19 protein-coding genes and 4 tRNA genes are annotated in these 18807 nt (G+C 43.3%); 14 read left to right on the top strand and 9 right to left on the bottom strand.

The genetic code is table 11. From position 1 onward, the window contains the following. The first annotated feature begins 15 nt into the window (after positions 1 to 15). The 3 genes from OW495_RS16155 to OW495_RS16165 all read left to right on the top strand — a co-directional run bounded on the left by OW495_RS16155 (position 16) and on the right by OW495_RS16165 (position 2585). Positions 16 to 894: a curlin gene (locus OW495_RS16155; protein WP_102514082.1), complete on the top strand. Its 879-nt coding sequence runs from the start codon at positions 16 to 18 to the stop codon at positions 892 to 894. Between the two features lie 495 nt (positions 895 to 1389). Beyond that, positions 1390 to 2058 (top strand): LuxR C-terminal-related transcriptional regulator, encoded by a 669-nt coding sequence (locus OW495_RS16160; protein ID WP_065104939.1) that lies wholly within the window; start codon positions 1390 to 1392, stop codon positions 2056 to 2058. A gap of 230 nt (positions 2059 to 2288) precedes the next feature. Then, complete coding sequence (locus OW495_RS16165; protein WP_133153982.1) at positions 2289 to 2585, top strand: hypothetical protein; 297 nt, start codon at positions 2289 to 2291, stop codon at positions 2583 to 2585. 110 nt (positions 2586 to 2695) lie between these two features. Here the strand turns inward: OW495_RS16165 and OW495_RS16170 are convergent. Continuing rightward, a tRNA-Pro gene (locus OW495_RS16170) sits at positions 2696 to 2772 on the bottom strand. A gap of 255 nt (positions 2773 to 3027) precedes the next feature. On the opposite strand from OW495_RS16170, the gene OW495_RS16175 reads away from it, so the two are divergent. From OW495_RS16175 to rluF, 3 genes are all read left to right on the top strand, one after another. After that, positions 3028 to 3168 (top strand): DUF3149 domain-containing protein, encoded by a 141-nt coding sequence (locus OW495_RS16175; RefSeq protein WP_004736246.1) that lies wholly within the window; start codon positions 3028 to 3030, stop codon positions 3166 to 3168. Between the two features lie 171 nt (positions 3169 to 3339). Next, the gene (gene smrA, locus OW495_RS16180; RefSeq protein ID WP_102514086.1) at positions 3340 to 3921 is read left to right on the top strand and encodes a DNA endonuclease SmrA; all 582 of its coding nucleotides are present in this window, start codon (positions 3340 to 3342) and stop codon (positions 3919 to 3921) included. A gap of 221 nt (positions 3922 to 4142) precedes the next feature. Next, the gene (gene rluF, locus OW495_RS16185; RefSeq protein WP_102308209.1) at positions 4143 to 5276 is read left to right on the top strand and encodes a 23S rRNA pseudouridine(2604) synthase RluF; all 1134 of its coding nucleotides are present in this window, start codon (positions 4143 to 4145) and stop codon (positions 5274 to 5276) included. A 106-nt stretch (positions 5277 to 5382) separates the two neighbouring features. Here the strand turns inward: rluF and ybaK are convergent, their stop codons facing one another. The 8 genes from ybaK to hemA form a co-directional block, all read right to left on the bottom strand. Next, the gene (gene ybaK, locus OW495_RS16190) at positions 5383 to 5856 is read right to left on the bottom strand and encodes a Cys-tRNA(Pro) deacylase (protein ID WP_102281648.1); all 474 of its coding nucleotides are present in this window, start codon (positions 5854 to 5856) and stop codon (positions 5383 to 5385) included. A 118-nt stretch (positions 5857 to 5974) separates the two neighbouring features. Next, positions 5975 to 7636, bottom strand: a complete 1662-nt coding sequence (gene ushA / locus OW495_RS16195) for a bifunctional UDP-sugar hydrolase/5'-nucleotidase UshA (RefSeq protein ID WP_029225832.1) — start codon at positions 7634 to 7636, stop codon at positions 5975 to 5977. Positions 7637 to 8090: 454 nt separating this feature from the next. After that, the gene (gene kdsA / locus OW495_RS16200; protein ID WP_017106310.1) at positions 8091 to 8945 is read right to left on the bottom strand and encodes a 3-deoxy-8-phosphooctulonate synthase; all 855 of its coding nucleotides are present in this window, start codon (positions 8943 to 8945) and stop codon (positions 8091 to 8093) included. Between the two features lie 22 nt (positions 8946 to 8967). Then, positions 8968 to 9777, bottom strand: coding sequence for a SirB1 family protein (locus OW495_RS16205; protein ID WP_102514087.1), 810 nt, complete (start codon positions 9775 to 9777; stop codon positions 8968 to 8970). A 6-nt stretch (positions 9778 to 9783) separates the two neighbouring features. Then, positions 9784 to 10167 carry a SirB2 family protein gene (locus OW495_RS16210; RefSeq protein WP_009848726.1) on the bottom strand — a complete coding sequence of 128 codons (384 nt, stop codon included), beginning with the start codon at positions 10165 to 10167 and terminating at the stop codon, positions 9784 to 9786. A gap of 208 nt (positions 10168 to 10375) precedes the next feature. Continuing rightward, a complete protein-coding gene (gene prmC / locus OW495_RS16215) occupies positions 10376 to 11248 on the bottom strand; it encodes a peptide chain release factor N(5)-glutamine methyltransferase (RefSeq protein WP_102514088.1) in 873 nt (290 codons plus the stop codon). Positions 11249 to 11253: 5 nt separating this feature from the next. Then, positions 11254 to 12342 carry a peptide chain release factor 1 gene (gene prfA, locus OW495_RS16220; RefSeq protein WP_009848728.1) on the bottom strand — a complete coding sequence of 363 codons (1089 nt, stop codon included), beginning with the start codon at positions 12340 to 12342 and terminating at the stop codon, positions 11254 to 11256. 28 nt (positions 12343 to 12370) lie between these two features. Then, on the bottom strand, positions 12371 to 13630 hold the full coding sequence (gene hemA / locus OW495_RS16225) for a glutamyl-tRNA reductase (RefSeq protein WP_017110181.1): 1260 nt from the start codon (positions 13628 to 13630) through the stop codon (positions 12371 to 12373). Between the two features lie 160 nt (positions 13631 to 13790). Here hemA and lolB point away from each other — a divergent pair, with 160 nt between their 5' ends. The 8 genes from lolB (at position 13791) to OW495_RS16265 (ending at position 18805) form a co-directional block, all read left to right on the top strand. Then, entirely contained in the window at positions 13791 to 14438 is a 648-nt protein-coding gene (gene lolB / locus OW495_RS16230) for a lipoprotein insertase outer membrane protein LolB (RefSeq protein ID WP_076668657.1), read from the top strand. After that, entirely contained in the window at positions 14435 to 15310 is an 876-nt protein-coding gene (gene ispE / locus OW495_RS16235) for a 4-(cytidine 5'-diphospho)-2-C-methyl-D-erythritol kinase (RefSeq protein WP_198599804.1), read from the top strand. Before lolB ends, ispE begins: the two co-directional genes overlap by 4 nt. A 27-nt stretch (positions 15311 to 15337) precedes the next feature. Then, positions 15338 to 16282 (top strand): ribose-phosphate pyrophosphokinase, encoded by a 945-nt coding sequence (locus OW495_RS16240; protein WP_017106306.1) that lies wholly within the window; start codon positions 15338 to 15340, stop codon positions 16280 to 16282. Positions 16283 to 16490: 208 nt separating this feature from the next. Continuing rightward, positions 16491 to 17081 carry an aminoacyl-tRNA hydrolase gene (gene pth, locus OW495_RS16245; protein ID WP_010439162.1) on the top strand — a complete coding sequence of 197 codons (591 nt, stop codon included), beginning with the start codon at positions 16491 to 16493 and terminating at the stop codon, positions 17079 to 17081. 10 nt (positions 17082 to 17091) lie between these two features. Then, positions 17092 to 18183 carry a redox-regulated ATPase YchF gene (gene ychF, locus OW495_RS16250; RefSeq protein WP_029223453.1) on the top strand — a complete coding sequence of 364 codons (1092 nt, stop codon included), beginning with the start codon at positions 17092 to 17094 and terminating at the stop codon, positions 18181 to 18183. 280 nt (positions 18184 to 18463) lie between these two features. After that, positions 18464 to 18540 (top strand) — tRNA-Met (locus OW495_RS16255). A gap of 76 nt (positions 18541 to 18616) precedes the next feature. Next, positions 18617 to 18701 (top strand) — tRNA-Leu (locus OW495_RS16260). Between the two features lie 29 nt (positions 18702 to 18730). Next, positions 18731 to 18805: transfer RNA gene (locus OW495_RS16265), tRNA-Gln, on the top strand. Positions 18806 to 18807 lie beyond the last annotated feature (2 nt).

Consider the following 18807-nt stretch of genomic DNA (forward strand, 5'->3'; position numbering starts at 1 on the left):
ATAAGGATACAACTTATGAAACTAACAAAAATTGGAATTATAGTCGGTGCCATCATTGGGTTAAATGTAGCTCACGCAGATGATTTGCCAGCTCCATACCCAGCCTCAGCTCCAGGGGCTGGAGTGATTGAAGGTACAACAGATCTTGGAATTGACGCTGCTCTTACAGCAGCAGCTGGTGGGGTAACGATACCAACAGCGAGTGATAACACAGCACTTTGGCAAATGGGTAATGGTGACAGAGCTAATGTAACTATTAATCAAAATACAGCGGGCACTATAAACGGCCATACCGCATTAGTTGACACGCACCGAAGTTACAGATCCGATGTGGTTGTTGAACAAAGTGGTAATCTTAATGAGGCCCATGTTCAACTTAGAGGTTGGTATAACGACGCCCTTATCCATCAAAATGGCGAGTCAAACCAAGCTCGAGTTCAAGTTGCGGGAGGTGGTCTAGCTATTGGTAACGACCTTCGAGTTACACAAATGGGTGATGACAATATTTCAGTATCAGTTGCTCTTGGAGGAGCTGACCACAACCGAGCTGAAACGACTATATATGGCGATTCAAACGAGACATATACAGAGTTCAGTAATTCTGATGTTGACTATAATAACGTTGAAATTGACATCAGTGGTGATGATAACTATGTCCAAACGATTGTTAACAATAGCGTCGGCGGTGGTGACTTGAACGATGTCGATATTGATTTAGTAAACAGTGATCGAAATAGAGTATTCGTTCTGCAAACAGGTTCCCATTCTGATGCAGTTGTTCAATTACAAAACAGCAATATGAACCAATTTACCGTTGAGCAAACATCACATGATAGTGCCGTTGTATTAGGTAATGGTGCTTACGGTAATGTCGGTATTATTTACCAAAATTAATATGAATACCAGTGCATACATTAAAACGGCGCTAGTCGCCGTTTTATTTATTTCTTACCATTTAAATGGATTGGCTTCTGATTTAAATTCAGTACAGTGCTTGATAAAAAATGAAAATGTAATAATAACTTTTGATAATACTATGATGTCATCATTTCAAGTAAGAACAAGAACTAACTCCCAATTAAATCAGAATACTAACAGCGGGACAACCAGACTAATTCTCAATAGGAATCAACTCCCTGCAGTGATAAATATAACTCCCGAAGACAAGGTTTGGGAAATTACCCCAAGCTGTGCGATAAACCCATTAAAAAAAAGAAAATAGAGTAATAACAACCTCTTCAGTCAGACAATATTTTACCTTCAGCGATACTATTAAATATATCTATAAATTTCATGAATAATTCACCTTCGTAATTCGCGAAAAATCAATATGTGCTATAAACTATAACCCTAAAAGTTCAAGTAATGAGTTTAGAAAAGGAGTTCCACATGGCTAAGCAGGAGGCTCGTAAAGCCATTTTAATAGCAGAAAATAATTTACAATCAACACTGCTAAAAGAATCTATAGAACAAAAGGTTAATTTGGACATCAAGCTCATTTCACCAGAAAGGCTTAGCGCAAAATCATTACAGAACCCAAATTTGAACTTGGTCATTATTGACTACCTAACAATGACAAAACAGTACACTGAAAAATATCAAGAACTTAGAGATGACATAGATAACGACGTTCATGAAGTATTACTAAACACCCCAAGCAACTTCCCTCATTCTGAAATGCTAAAATGGCAGTATCTCGTAGGTATTTTTTATGCTTCAGATACGCTTGAAAAACTCGTATCTGGTTTCAACTTCATTTTACAGGGCGAGATGTGGATGAGTCGGAAGTTAATCTACCAATACATTCGCTTTTATAGAGAAAGACAATGTGCGAAAACGAGTCCACATTACTTAAAACTCACAAAGCGCGAACAACAGATCATTAAATTGCTTGGTGATGGTGCATCAAACACCCAGATTGCGGACACACTTTACGTCAGTGAGAATACGGTAAAGGCGCATTTACATAACACCTTTAAAAAGATTAAGGTCAAGAATCGCTTACAAGCCCTTATCTGGGTAAAAAACAATATTGCTATTAGTGAGTTCGTTCAGTAGCCCATACTTTCAACAACACCTTTAGGCTGGCTACTCACCAAGACTGCTTAACTAGCAGCATCAAACTCAGGTATAAGCTCTCTTTCTGCCGATGTTCATGATTTGAGATACAAAACAGCCGCAGCCCTGTCTATTAAAAAAGTGCTATGGCTCTCTTTGATGTAGCCAGTGAAGAGCATATTTTGAACATCAGGCGAACCCGTTGACCAAGTGGTTATCTTTATCCTGAAATGCAAAAAAGCCGTAGCATTTCTGCTACGGCTTTCTTTAATGTAATCAGTGAAGAGCTTATTTTGAACATCAAGCGAACCCCACTTAGGTTCAAACTCCATTTTCCCATGCCCTTAAACGACGAAAGCCTGCTCAATGAGCAGGCTTTCTTTAATGTGGTCAGTGAAGAGGAATTCGACGCGGCTGGCTTCCAAGGGACAGGTATTCCAGCCCCCACCCTTTACCATGTGGATATTTTTACTATTTCAGAATGCAAAAAAGCCGTAGCATTTCTGCTACGGCTTTCTTTAATGTAATCGGTGAAGAGCTTATTTTAAATGTCAGACGAACCCCACTTGGGTTCTAATCCTATTTCTTACATTCTAGAACGACGAAAGCCTGCTCAGTGAGCAGGCTTTCTTTAATGTGGTCGGTGAAGAGGGATTCGAACCCCCGACCCTCTGGTCCCAAACCAGATGCGCTACCAAGCTGCGCTATTCACCGAGATATCTAACTGGCTGATTGCCTGTCGATGGAGCGTATAATACGGGTTCTGAATTTATCCGCAAGGGCTTTTTTCACTCTTTTTTACAATATCGAATCGTTCGAACAAAAGACGTACAACCTAACGGCTAATGTGACGAAAAACACACACTCACCAACAAGTATTTAACTTATGAAACAGGATTGATCCAGATCAGTGAATTGATAACGCTACTTAATACACTAAGCCATGTCATATAACTTTGAGGTATACACATGGACTTTTGGCTAGAACTCCTATTTGGTAATGCAGTGGGGCTATCTTCAATGATAGTAATATTCGGGGCTCTGGGTCTCATGATGTTTTATGGAGGCTTCTTCATATACAAAGTTATGACTGAAAAATCTCCTCACTAGTATCGCTCAGCCTAAATCATTTACTTTTAAGTATCATTTCCTTGATAAATAAATGTTAAAACGCTTTGCACCGGAGTTGACTTCTTTTGTCTCCTCCGGTTTTTTCATTTTTAAACCCAGCCACAACTTAGGTATACTTACCCTATCCTTCTACAACTTGAGATGAACACCATGTCTCATGATGACGACTTAGATCTATTCCAAGAAATGATGGGCGATGTGAAACGTATCGACCATGACACCGCTGAGCACCAAAAAGTGCATCGAGTTACCGAGTCTCAACTTGCAAAGCGTGAGGCGGCTATGTGGCTGTCTGAGGACGAAAAAGATTACCTCTCTCTCGACTACTCTCCAATGCTGAAACCTGATGACGTTATTGCGTATAAAAAAGATGGCGTTCAAGAAGGCGTGTACAAAAAACTGCGCTTAGGTAAATATCCAATTCAAGCTAAGCTCGATCTCCACAGGAAAACATTGAAAGATGCTCGTAACGAAGTGCTTTCGTTTTTACGCCAATGTTTAAGAATGGATGTGCGCACCGTTATTATTGTTCACGGTAAAGGTGAGCGCTCAAATCCACCTGCTATGATGAAAAGCTATGTAGCCAATTGGCTATCGCAAATTAATGATGTTCAATGCGTTCACTCAGCGCTGCAATTTCATGGTGGTACTGGAGCCGTTTACGTCATGCTCAGAAAGAGTAATGACAAAAAACTAGAGAATAGAGAGCGTCACCAAAAACGGACTCGCTAAATCATCAGAAGCTTAGTGAAAAAAAGGCCGTCGTCTTCGAACATTCATCTAAGCACATCGAACACCACAATTGATATTTAGTGCCGAAAATAGATATTTAGTGCCGAAGCCCACTCTAGGTGTTAAAATTGCCTCAGTTAACGAATTAAAACGTAAAAGCAACTGTCCATAGTTGCTTTTTGTTTATCTATATTTCCGTTGTGAAACGCTAAGAGAATATCATGTCACAAGAATCCCAAGCTAAACGCCTTAATAAATACATCAGTGAAACTGGTTTTTGTTCACGTCGTGAAGCAGACAAATTGATCGATGCAGGCCGAGTTACTATTAATGGCAAGATCCCTGAGATGGGAACGAAAGTATTGCCAGGTGATGATGTTGAGATCGACAACAAGCCAGTACGTTCAAAAGAGAAGCCGATTTACATTGCTCTTAATAAACCAACAGGTATCACCTGTACGACTGAGCGTGATATTCCTGGCAACATCGTCGACTTTATCGGCCACCACAAACGTATTTTCCCGATTGGTCGTCTAGATAAACCTTCTGATGGCCTTATCTTCTTGACCAACGATGGCGACATCGTGAATAAGATTCTGCGTGCAGGTAACAATCACGAAAAAGAATACGTGGTTCGTGTAGATAAGCCGATTACGACGGAATTCTTGAAGAAAATGGCTTCTGGTGTTCCTATTTTGGATACCGTTACCTTGCCGTGTAATGTCGAGAAAGAGACTAAGTTCTCATTCCGAATTACGCTAACTCAAGGCCTTAACCGCCAGATCCGTCGTATGTGTGAAGCGTTAGGCTATGAAGTATTCAAACTACGTCGTGTTCGTATTATGAACATCTCACTTGATGGCATTCCAAACGGAAAGTGGCGCTACCTGAGTGAAGAAGAAATCGCTGAGATATTAGCGATGTGCGAAGGTTCAGTGAGTACTGAAGATGCATCAAAAATGAACGCAAAAGGTCAGCGAATTCGCAAGGCAACCGATGCTAAGTTATTTGATAGCCGTGAGGAAAATCAAACCTCAACAGCGCGACGTAATCAAAACGAGAATCGTACTCGCACCTATCGCGGTAATAACGCGGATGAATTCCGCCATGCGCCAAACTCGAAGCGTGGTCGTAATTCGTCGAATAGTGAAAGCGGCGGCAACACCGAGAACTGGAAATCGAACTCTCGTTCAGAGCGTTCAAATTCAGATCGAAACAGCTCAGATCGCAATCGCACAGACCGCGACAATAACGAGCGTAGAAGCGGTAAGCCAGCAAACCGTAGTCAAGATTCAAACAGACCAAATAAACCAGCAGCAAAACGCGTTGGTGGTACATTGGGCCTGAAGAAATAGTCAGAATCAGTAAGACGAGACACTCGATATAAAAACGCCCGCTAGATTAGTCTAGCGGGCGTTCTTTTTTGTCATTCGATAGTTTTATCATCATGACGACGACAATCTATAAACATAGATCAGCAAACTGGCCGCGAGTCAGCATCGCTAAGTCTTTTGGATCTAACTCAATTTCTAGCCCTCGCTTCCCTGCACTCACACATATCGTTTCAAAACTGGTAGCGCTGGAATGAACAAAAGTAGGTAATGCTTTTTTCTGACCAAGCGGACTGATTCCACCCACAACATAACCTGTGGTTTTCTGTGCAATATCAGGATTGGCCATCTCTGCTTTTTTTCCTTTCGCCGCTTTAGCTGCAAGCTTAAGGTTTAGCTTCTGGTCGACAGGAATAACAGCTACAGCCAAATCTTTAGCGACGCCGTTCAAACAAAATAAAAGCGTTTTGAACACGCGTTTGGGATCCTGCCCCAGAGCTTCGACCGCTTCTAATCCATAGTTGGTGTTGTTTGCATCGTGATGATACTGATGCACGGTATGAGCGATTTTCTTTTTCTTGGCAAGATTGATTGCTGGGGTCATAAAAAATCCAAACGATAGATAAACAAAAAGCGACGCCTAGGCGTCGCTTTAGTTAAATTTATCATGGTGCTAGAGTCAATCTAATTTAGCACCTAATGATTCAATTAACTGGGTTCAGTTACTTGTAAACCATTTGACCAGACGGTGCGTACTTGTTCACGTCAACCGGGCTGTTCGCTTCTAGGTACTCTTTCAGTACTTCAGCATCAACAAAACCTGTGTTCACGTAACCAGGGTGGTCAGAAAGTTTAGGGTAACCGTCACCACCAGCCGCGTTGAAGCTTGGCACTGTGAAACGGTATGTTTCGTCTAAACGAAGCTGTTTGCCACCGATGAATACGTTCGATACTTCACCGTTCGTTACTGTCATTGAGATGCCAGCGAACTGCGCGTAAGCACCAGAGTCGATTGGTTTCGTCGCCACAACGTTTAGGTAATCTAGAACTTCTTTACCTGTCATGTCTGTGTAAGTCAGGATGTTTGCAAAAGGTTGTACCTTCAGTACATCTTTGTAAGTCACGTTGCCCGCTTCAATTGAGTCACGAACACCACCAGAGTTCATCACAGCGAAGTCTGCTTGTGCACGCTCCATGTGAGAAGTCGCAATCAAACGACCTAGGTTAGTTTGTTGGAAGCGAACCACGTTACGATCGCCTTCAAGCTTGCCATTTGTCTCAGCAATTTGAACTTCTAGCTGTGCTTGACCTTGCTCTTGGAAAGGACGTAGGAATTCAAGTAGCTCTGGGTCTTGTGCGATTTCATCTTGAATAAGAACACGTTGTTTCTTACCGTCAATCTTAACTTTCTTCTTAAGGTTAACTGGAACCAGATCGTAGCTCACCATCTCTAGTTCGCCGTTACGGAATTCGTAATCAGCACGACCTACGTACTTGCCCCACTCGTGAGCTTGAACGATGTAAGTACCGTTCTGTACGTCTGGTTTACACTCATCACCCGGCTTGAAGTTTTTCTTCGCAACGTTAGGGCCTTCCATACATACAGGCTCTTGAGAGTGACCACCAACGATCATATCTAGGTCGCCTTCGTTAAGGTAACGAGCAAGTGCTACATCACCTGGTGCGTTAACACCACGTTGGCCGTTTTCGTAGTGACCCATGTGAGTCACAGCGAAGATTAAGTCTGGCTTCTCTGTTTCTTTAAGTTCAGCGATCAGCTTCTTCGCTTCTTCTTTAGGGTCGCGGAAGTCAATGCTCGCGATGAACTCAGGGTTACCGATTTTTGCCGTATCTTCAGTTGTTAAACCGATAACCGCAATCTTGATACCTTGCTTTTCAAACATCTCGTAAGCTTGGAACTTGCGTTCGCCAGTTGCTTTGTCGTAGATGTTTGCAGATAGCATTGGGAAGTTAGCCCAGTCGATCTGCTTTTGTAGTACGTCTAATGAGTTATCAAACTCGTGGTTACCCAATGCCATTGCATCGTAACCAATTTTATTCATACCTTTGAAATCAGGTTCTGCATCCTGAAGATCTGACTCTGGGACACCAGTGTTGATGTCACCACCAGATAGAAGCAACACGCTACCGCCTTCTGCTTCAACTTCAGCACGAAGTTGATCAACAAGCGTTTTACGCGCAGACATGCCGTATTCACCGTATTTGTTCTGCCAAAAACGACCATGGTTGTCGTTAGTGTGTAGAACCGTTAGCTTGTAAGTTTCGTCTTGGTTCCAATCTTGAGTTGATTGAGACGCACACCCAGCTAGAGTAGCTAGGATTGCAGCACTTAGTGCTGTCTTTAGAATAAGGCGTTGCTTCATTGTCATACCTTTGAACTTTTTAGGGGAATCCACTGCTTTTTATGATCTATTGCGACCCCTTATTTGGAGTTCGAACAATAAGACTTCACATCACTTATCTTAAATTAACATTTCAGATGTAACATGATGATTTCATATTTATGTCGAATTGGTCACGCATAGTTCAGCAGTTAAGTGTAACAAAATTATGAGATTACACTCAAACTTCCCCTGCATCACAAGCAATCGTTTACTTACAAAGTGTGATGAACATCAGTAATTTACTGCAAACAGGACTGACCTCACACTCATATACGAGTTTCTTAGGTAACAACCCGCCCCGTTAACAACTCTTTAAATGAACGATTTATGTTCGGCTGCTTTTACGAGATAAAAAAAGCCCAATTCAAAGAACTGGGCTTTCTTAGATCAACTTTTGTTAAATAACGTTTCCGTTACTTCACATCCATCTCAATTATTTAATATCAATATGCTCAAAGCCTTTGATAAGATCATCAAGTGCTTTCATCTGCTTCAAGAACGGCTCTAGTTTATCTAGAGGTAGCGCTGATGGGCCATCACAACGCGCCTGATCTGGGTTCGGGTGTGCCTCAAGGAACAGACCTGCAACACCAGTAGCAAGACCCGCTTTAGCAAGCTCAACAGTTTGCTCACGACGACCGCCAGAGGCAGCACCTGATGGGTCACGCATTTGAAGCGCGTGAGTCACATCAAAGATGATTGGGCTACCGTTTGATGATTTCTTCATCACACCAAAACCAAGCATATCAACGACTAGGTTGTCATAACCCATGCAAGAACCGCGTTCACAAAGAATGATGTTCTCGTTGCCGCACTCAGCAAACTTATCAACGATGTTACCTACTTGATCCGGGCTCATGAACTGAGGCTTCTTCACATTGATAACCGCGCCAGTCTTAGCCATTGCTTCAACAAGGTCAGTTTGACGAGCGAGGAACGCTGGAAGCTGGATTACATCAACCACATCAGCAACAGGCTGAGCTTGCGCTTCAGTGTGAATATCAGTGATGATCTTCACGCCAAAGGTATCTTTCAGCTCTTGGAAGATTTTAAGACCTTCTTCCATACCAGGACCACGGTATGAGTGAACAGAGCTGCGGTTCGCTTTATCAAAAGACGCCTTAAATACATAAGGGATGCCCAGCTTCTCTGTTACTTTCACGTAGTGCTCACAGATCTGCATCGCTAGATCGCGAGATTCAAGAACGTTCATGCCCGCAAATAGCGTAAATGGCTTATCGTTAGCAATTGGCATGTCGCCAATATGAACTATTTTCTGTTCCATCATATTCTCTCTAAATAATAATTAATTAGTGAACGACGACGATTTTTTCCGTCATGACATTCACTTGAGATTTAAGTAACTCAGATGCAGGGTCATCTGGGCATTGATCAATAAAGTACTGATAATCGGTGGCGGCAATCTGGTGACAATCCAGTTGCTGATAGATGAAACCACGGTCACGGATTTCATACGGATCATCAGGCACAAACGTTAACGCCAGATCGGTACACTTTAATGCAAGTGTATAACGCTCTTCTCTCAGCAATGCACTTTTCAATAAAGCCAACCACTTACCAATAATGGTTGGGTGGTCTGCGACTTTCAAGTGTTCACTTTTCAGCTTAGCCAATGGGCCATCATGGCCAATTAACCATGCTCGCAACGTTTGCTGACCAACATACTCGCCATTGTAAGGATTAATATAGACCGGTGTTTGGCCATACCAACTGACTTTAAGCAGAAACTGAGTAGGAAAAGAGACACCCTCTACAGGAAAGCCTAGCTTGCGCCCTAGAAAAAGGAAGATCGCACCAAGACTGACTGGGATCCCTTTCTTTCTCTCTAGTACTTTATCGATAAACGCGTTTTCCGATGAGAAGTAAGCGTCTTTATCGCCAGCGAAGCCCCACTCGTAAAAGAATAGTCGAATAAAGGATTCAAACTTCTGTTGCTCGTCGGTTTCATTAACTAACGCAAACTCGGCGTCTTTTAATAATCTTGCGAGTTCTTGCTCTGCCCAACTATCTTGAGTTTCAGGGTCAATGGCCTTATTTAGGATCAATGCACCTTCAGCAAGTTCTAGCTGATCAAAGTCTTCATCAAAAAATTCGTACATACGTCATTAACCGAAAAATGTTGGAGTCTTTGTCATTGCGATTTTGCCTGCCATTGCTAGCCAACCTAGAGCGCCAAAGAATGAGAAAACTCTCAATAGCTTGTTCTTACCTAACTTAAGCGCAAAGAAGCCTAATGCGATGTAAGCCATTACACAGGTTAGTTTTTCAGTTAACCATGGTGCTGCTGGTGTAAACGGAATAAAGCCAGTAATAAAAATCAAACCAATACCCGATAGCAGCAGCAACGAGTCATTGATATGAGGGAAACGCTGCAAGAAAGGATGCTTAAGCTTCGGTGAGTTAGCCATCATCAGAGCGAAACGGATCGAAAGAAGTAGCGCGCTTATAGCAATCGTGAGTAGGTGAAAATGTTTTAAACCTTCGTACATGGTATTCCTTTATATTTTTATATGTGCTTTCGTTAACACGAGCCACACAATACCCGTTAATGCCCTGTATTTCTGCGTTAATTCTCTGTATTTCTACGTTAAATGCATTATCGAGTTAAGTGTATTGTCGAGTTAAAGGTATCAATTTAGCAAGTTCATCATCTATTGCTCACAAGATGATGAACAGCAGCCTATGAGCAACCACTATCTATGAACAGTAACGACCCAATGTCACTCGGTCATTACCACCGTAATCTTTTTCTGTAACCACATCCAAGTAGCCCAGATGTTGCATTATCTCACGTACCGCCAAGCCTTGGTCATAGCCGTGTTCAAATGCTAGCCAGCCTTCGTTTTCTAAAAAACCGCGTGCGTTTTCAGAGATGTGTCGAATATCAGCTAAACCTTTCTCTTCAGCGACTAACGCCGTGATCGGTTCAAAACGCACATCACCTTGAGATAAATGAGGGTCATTCTTCTCAATGTAAGGTGGATTCGAGACAATCAACGAGAACTTCACAGCTTCATCTTCAGAATTCGCTGAGTTCAAAGGCTCAAACCAACTGCCATGTAAAAAAGTGGCGTTAGTGATATTTAATCGCTGAGCGTTTTCTGTCGCAAGTTGCTGCGCTTCCGGACGAAGGTCAATACCCGTCACTGGTCGGTTCGGCATCTCAGACGCCAATGCCAAAGCAATCGCACCTGTACCCGTTCCTAAATCGAGAATCGCACCTTGCTTGCCATACGTTTTGTCTAACGCTACTTCAACCAAACGTTCCGTATCTGGACGTGGGATTAAAGTAGAAGGAGAGACTTTTAACGGCAGCGACCAAAACTCACGTTCACCAACAATATAAGCCACAGGCTCACCGGTTAAGCGACGTTTTAGAAGGGTATTGAATTCGGATTCTTGTTCTGAAGTGAGATGCTTCTCAGGCCAAGTCAGTAGGTAAGATCTTGGTTTATCTAAGGCGTGGCAAAGCAGTACCGCAGCATCAATCGAGGGCGATGTGTTATCGCCCCCTTGAAGCTGTACGATTGCTGACTTTAAAGCACTTTCAACCGTATATGCTGACTGCATAGTAATTAGTTGTGCTCAGCAAGTGCTGCTAGTTGATCGGCTTGGTGCTCTTGTAGAACTGGATCAAGCAGGCTTTGCATATCACCTTCCAGAACTTCGTTCAGGCGGTAGATAGTTAAGTTGATGCGGTGATCAGAAACACGGCCTTGAGGGTAGTTGTACGTACGAATACGGTCACTACGGTCACCAGAACCTAATAGGTTACGACGTGTATCTGAAATCGCAGCAGCACGACGCTCTTCTTCAGCTTGAACTATACGAGCCGCAAGAACAGCCATCGCTTTCGCTTTGTTTTTATGCTGAGAACGCTCGTCTTGACACTCTACTACTGTACCTGTTGGTAAGTGAGTAATACGGATTGCTGAATCCGTGGTGTTAACGTGCTGACCACCCGCGCCAGATGCACGGAAAGTGTCAATCTTAAGGTCGCCAGCTTTGATTTCTGGTAGATCAGCTTCTGGGATCTCAGGCATAACCGCAACGGTACATGCTGATGTATGAACACGACCTTGAGATTCAGTCTCAGGTACACGTTGTACACGGTGACCGCCAGACTCGAACTTCATGGTGCCGTAAACAGCGTCGCCACTGATTTTAGCGATCATCTCTTTAAAGCCGCCCTGCTCTGAAACATTGCTGCTCATCACTTCGACGCGCCAGCCTTTTTTCTCGGCAAACTTAGAGTACATACGGAAAAGGTTACCCGCAAAAATACCTGCTTCATCACCACCTGCACCGGCACGAATCTCTAAGAAACAGTTACGCTCATCGTTTGGATCTTTTGGAATAAGAAGAATTTGTAGCTCATCAGTCAGACGTTCAATATTCGCTTTCGCATCTTTGATTTCTTCTTGAGCCATTTCACGCATTTCTGCGTCGTCTTCATTTGCCATCTCTTCAGCAGCTTCTAAATCTTCTTGAGCTTGCTGGTATGATTTAAAGCACCCCGTCACCTCTTCTAATTGAGAATACTCTTTTGACAAGGCACGGAATTTATCTTGATTCCCAAGTACATCGGGATCACCAAGTAGATGTTGAACTTCTTCATAGCGTTCAACAAGTGTTTCAAGCTTTATTAGAATCGAGGCTTTCATAATGTCTTATTCTGTTGGAGGTCGAATATTATTGAGGGTTTTCTAGACCCAAACTCTGTCTAATGACCATTAATTTTGCAGGTTCTCCTTGCTCTGCTGCACTTTGAAGTGCACGCGTTGGAGCATGGATCAATTTGTTTGTGAGCTTATTACTTAGCTCAAGTAAGACTTTCTCAGGGTCACCGCCAGCAGCAAGTGATTGTAAACTCTTACTTAATAATTCTTCTCGGATTTCATTGGCCGATTTACGATAGTCGCGAATACTGTCTACCGCTTGCAGTGAACGCATCCAACTCATGAACGCGGCGCTTTCTTCACTGACTATTGCTTCAGCCTGAATCGCTTCAACTTTACGTTGCTCGATATTACCATCAACGATCGACTGAAGATCATCAACGGAATATAGGTAAGCATCACTCAGTTCGCCGACCTGAGACTCAACATCACGAGGCACTGCGATATCAACCAACAACATCGGCTGATGTTTTCTTGTCTTGAGCGCGGTCTCTACCATGCCCTTACCAATAATAGGTAACGGACTTGCGGTTGAGCTGATCACAATATCTGCTCGATGCAGATGATCAGGAATCTCATTCAGGCTGATAACTTCAGCACCAAATTCTTCAGCTAGCCCTAAAGCACGCTCACGAGTTCGGTTAGCCACAATCATCTTGGTACAACCATTAGCTGACAAGTGTTTAGCCACCAGTTCAATGGTTTCTCCCGCACCCACCAATAACACCGTTGATTCAGCAATTGATTCAAAGATGTGTTTAGCTAACGTACAGGCTGCGTAAGCAACAGAAACAGCACTGCCACCAATTTCGGTCTCAGTTCGAACTCGCTTCGCAACAGAAAATGATTTCTGGAACAGTTTTTCCATTGAAGCATCAACAGATTTGTTCTCTCGCGAATCGGTGTAAGCCTGTTTTACCTGACCAAGAATTTGCGGCTCACCCAGAACCAGAGAGTCCAAACCACAGGCAACGCGCATTAAATGCTTAATCGCGGCTTGCTCTTCATGGATGTAGATACTCGGTTTTAATTCTTCAGGGCTAACTTGATGAAATACAGACAGCCAATCGATCAACTTGTTTTTTGCCACGCCTTTGACGTCACAATACACTTCAGTTCGATTACAGGTAGAAAGTATGACACTTCCATTTACGTGTGCATTTGCGTTAAGTTGCTTAAGTGCCTCAGATAATTTATCTGGACCAAAAGCGACTTTTTCTCGCAATTCAACCGACGCTGTATTGTGATTGATACCTACGGCAAGCAAAGACATGTATCAGAAGTTCTCGATCAGGGAATGGAAACAAGGGGCGAATTTTACTTGATGCATGGCTCTATTTAAAGAGCAAGCGGGATTTGTTTTCCTGAGTTCGTGAATTCAATGCTATAGTTGAAGCGTTTTTTAGATAAATTTGAACAAGTTGTGAGCAAATATGAGCAAGCTTCGTAAAATCACGTCTCTTATTTTTATGACCATAATTATGGTGGGTTGCTCGTCTATACCAGAACAACCGACCAGCGTTGAGTGGCAAAGTCACCAAAACCGTCTTCTACAGATAGAAAACTACCAAGCCTCAGGCAAGCTCGCTTACATTTCTCCAGAGCAACGCCAAAGCCTTAATTTCATTTGGAAGCACTCCCCAAATCAAAGCCAATTGAGACTGACCACTTTCCTTGGTCAAACCGCCTTGAACCTCACGATTGACAACTCGGGTGCCAAGGTAGTCACTTATGATGATCAGGTATTCACTCATGCAAGTGCATCTGTATTGGTAGAGCAACTTACTGGATTACAGATCCCCATTGATCACCTGCCGCAATGGTTCCTTGGCATTCCCGACCAAGCAGATAGCTACCAACTCAACAGCACCAACACGCTTGAATCTCTGTCTAAACAAGTCAGCAGTCAATTATGGACACTGAATTTTGCTAACTATCGCAATACAGAGATGCCGAGTAAGCAACTATCAGATGAAGACAACGCAAAGGTAGAGACAATTCCCCTCCCTACTCGATTGTCATTCAAGCAAGACGAAAACAAAATCAACATTGTAGTTTCGAAGTGGACACTGAAAAAATGATAACAACGCCAACGCACTGGCCTTCGCCAGCTAAGCTGAATTTATTTCTCTATATCACTGGCCGACGTGATAATGGCTATCACGAACTTCAGACCCTATTTCAGTTTGTCGACTTTGGCGATGAACTTACGGTTACCGCAAACCGAGAAACAAGCTCGATAACAATTGCACCTGAAATTCCAGGCGTTGCGACAGAAGATAACCTGATTTGGAAAGCCGCAACTGCCCTTCAACAATATACATCGACGACTTTCGGTGCGGATATTCAGTTAAAGAAAGTGCTTCCTATGGGAGGTGGCATTGGCGGAGGCTCTTCAAATGCCGCAACCGTGTTAGTCGCTCTCAACCATTTATGGCAACTCAACCTGTCTGATGACCAGTTAGCAGAGATTGGCTTAAAGCTTGGTGCAGACGTTCCGGTCTTCGTTCGAGGCCACGCAGCCTTTGCTGAAGGTGTTGGCGAACAATTACAATCCGCTAATCCGGATGAGAAATGGTATCTCGTTGTCAAACCTCAAGTGAGCATAGCAACTGCAGACATATTCACACATTCAGAATTAACTCGAAATACGCCGAAGCGAGCACTATCAACGCTTCTAGAGCAAGAATACGTAAACGATTGCGAAAAAATTGTGCGAATGCTGTACCCAGAGGTTGATAAGCAACTTTCATGGCTGCTACAATACGCGCCGTCGAGATTGACTGGTACGGGTTCATGCGTTTTTGCTGAATTTAGCAGCAAAAAAGAAGCTGAATCAGTGCTAGAGCAACTGCCTGACACAGTTTCCGCGTTTGTCGCGAGAGGACGAAACATTTCGCCTTTAAAAGAAACTTTGGCTGAATACCAATCAGCCCACCCACAATCTATTTAAAACTGGACGCAACCCGAGGTTTCCACCGTGCCTGATATGAAGCTATTTGCTGGTAACGCAACACCTGAACTAGCCCAACGTATTGCTGATCGTCTATACATCTCTCTTGGAGATGCTACTGTAGACCGTTTTTCTGATGGCGAAGTCGCTGTACAAATCAATGAAAACGTTCGTGGTAGTGATGTATTCCTGATTCAATCAACTTGTGCACCAACCAATGACAACCTTATGGAGTTGGTGGTAATGATTGACGCAATGCGCCGTGCTTCTGCTGGCCGTATTACTGCTGTAATCCCTTACTTCGGTTATGCCCGTCAAGATCGTCGTGTACGTTCTGCTCGTGTGCCTATTACTGCAAAAGTTGTTGCAGATTTCCTTTCTAACGTTGGTGTTGACCGCGTTTTGACTATCGACCTACACGCAGAGCAAATCCAAGGCTTCTTCGATGTACCTGTTGATAACATTTTCGGCACTCCAGTTCTTCTAGAAGACATGGCTAACCGTGGCCTAGAAAACCCAGTTGTGGTTTCTCCAGACCTTGGTGGTGTTGTACGTGCTCGTGCTACAGCTAAAGCGCTAGGTGATGTTGATATCGCTATCGTTGATAAGCGTCGTCCACGTGCCAACGTTTCTGAAGTAATGAACCTAATCGGTGATGTTGAAGGTCGTGACTGTGTTATCGTTGATGACATGATCGATACTGGTGGCACACTATGTAAAGCAGCTGAAGCGCTTAAAGAGCGCGGTGCTAAGCGTGTATTCGCTTACGCAACTCACGCTGTATTCTCTGGTACTGCTGCAGACAACATCCGCAATTCAGTTCTAGACCAAGTTATTGTTACTGATTCAATCAAGCTTTCTCCAGAAATGGCTGCGACAGGCAAAGTAACTGAACTAAGCCTTTCTCGCATGCTTGCTGAAGCGATTCGTCGTATCAGCAACGAAGAGTCTATCTCTGCGATGTTCAACTAATCAAAGCTCTATAGCTTTGCTTTAGCAGAACAATCTGAAAAAGATATTAAGCACTTCATTCAATGAAGTGCTTTTTTTATATCTAACGACCACAAAGTTAATTTGACCACAGTTTTGAATCATTGAGTTGCTATCAGCTAGCTCGCACCTTTTTCATAAACTGTGATATCATACGGCGCTTTTTGAAATCCCAAGAGAGATCCATACCTTGAGCCAACAAATAAAACTTCTCGTTGGACTGGCTAATCCAGGTCCAGAATACGCCAAAACTCGCCACAATGCGGGTGCTTGGGTAGTTGAAGAATTAGCACGTGTACACAACGTGACACTGAAGAACGAACCAAAGTTCTTTGGCCTAACGGGTCGTATCATGGTTCATGGTGAAGATCTTCGTTTGCTGATCCCAACGACTTTTATGAACTTATCCGGGAAAGCCGTTGCAGCACTGGCAAAGTTCTACCAAATTAAACCAGAAGAGATCATGGTCGCTCACGATGAGTTAGACCTCCCTCCAGGTATTGGTAAGTTTAAAAAAGGTGGTGGTCATGGCGGGCACAATGGCCTAAAAGACATCATCAGCAAGCAGGGTAACAATAAAGAATTCTATCGTCTTAGGTTAGGCATTGGCCATCCGGGACACAAAGATAAAGTTGCAGGTTATGTATTAGGCAAAGCTCCTGCGAAAGAGCAAGAGTGTATCGAGGCTGTCGTTGACGAATCGGTTCGCAGCCTAGACATCTTATTAAAAGATGGCCTACCAAAAGCACAAAATCGCTTACATACGTTCAAAGCAGAATAAGGTTTATATCATGGGTTTTAAATGTGGCATCGTTGGTCTACCAAACGTTGGTAAGTCAACTCTGTTTAACGCACTGACTAAAGCAGGCATCGAAGCAGCAAACTTTCCATTTTGTACGATCGAACCAAACACAGGTATCGTTCCGGTTCCAGATCTACGCTTAGATGCATTAGCAAAAATTGTTAATCCACAGAAGATCCTTCCAACGACAATGGAATTCGTAGACATCGCAGGCCTAGTTGCTGGCGCATCTAAAGGTGAAGGTCTAGGTAACAAATTCCTAGCTAACATCCGCGAAACTGACGCTATCGGTCACGTTGTACGCTGCTTTGAAAACGAAAACATCGTTCACGTTTCTGGCAAAGTATCTCCTATCGAAGATATCGAAGTGATCAACCTTGAGCTTGCTCTTGCCGATCTAGATAGCTGTGAACGTGCGATCTTCCGCAATGCTAAAAAAGCAAAAGGCGGCGATAAAGACGCCAAGTTTGAAACTACAGTTCTTGAAAAGCTACTACCGATCCTAACTGAAGGTGGTATGGCTCGTACTGTTGAACTGGGCAAAGAAGAAGTCGCAGCAATCGACTACCTTAACTTCCTAACGCTTAAGCCAACAATGTACATCGCAAACGTTGCTGAAGATGGTTTCGAAAACAACCCTTACCTAGACGCCGTTCGCGAGTATGCAGAAAAAGAGAACAACGTTGTTGTTGCTGTATGTGCTGCAATCGAATCTGAGCTTTCTGAGCTGGACGATGAAGATCGCGAAGAGTTCCTTGCAGACATGGGTATCGAAGAACCAGGTCTTAACCGAGTGATTCGCTCTGGTTACGAACTACTGACTCTTCAGACTTACTTCACTGCGGGTGTTAAAGAAGTTCGCGCTTGGACGATCCCTGTAGGTGCAACTGCGCCACAAGCAGCCGGTAAGATCCACACCGACTTCGAAAAAGGATTCATCCGTGCAGAAGTAGTTGGTTACGAACATTTCATCGAGTTTGGCGGTGAAAGCGGAGCAAAAGATGCAGGTAAATGGCGTCTTGAAGGCAAAGAATACATCGTTAAAGATGGCGATGTTGTTCACTTCCGTTTCAACGTTTAATTACCGATAAACATCTAATAAAAGGCCAGTGAATTCACTGGCCTTTTTCGTTTTCGCTCTTTCTAAAGAGCTTCGTATCCAAAACTTAACTTCCTATATATATCGGCATTTGAACCTATTTTTTGCTGACAAATACGCCTCTTTGACTAAAAAGAAACCGAACAGATGTTTATTCGTGATTTATTCAAAAAAAAAGTTGACGGGTTTCACTCAACTCCGCATAATGCGCCCCGTTCACAACGAAGCGGCAACGTCTCGAAATGAGCAACAATTTGGAAATGGCTACTTAGCTCAGTTGGTTAGAGCACATCACTCATAATGATGGGGTCGCAGGTTCGAATCCCGCAGTAGCCACCATTCTTTCTTATGAAAGAAAAAGAACAAACAACGTTATATTGAATCACCAATGTCGATATAACTATAAAGATTTGCTGCGGTCGTGGCGGAATTGGTAGACGCACCAGATTTAGGTTCTGGCGCCGAGAGGTGTGAGAGTTCAAGTCTCTCCGACCGCACCATTATTTAGATATCTTAATTGATATCCTGTTGGGCTATCGCCAAGCGGTAAGGCACTGGCTTTTGATGCCAGCATTCCCTGGTTCGAATCCAGGTAGCCCAGCCACT

The organism is Vibrio sp. 14N.309.X.WAT.E.F5, from assembly GCF_030397615.1.
Classification (GTDB): Bacteria; Pseudomonadota; Gammaproteobacteria; order Enterobacterales; family Vibrionaceae; genus Vibrio; species Vibrio lentus.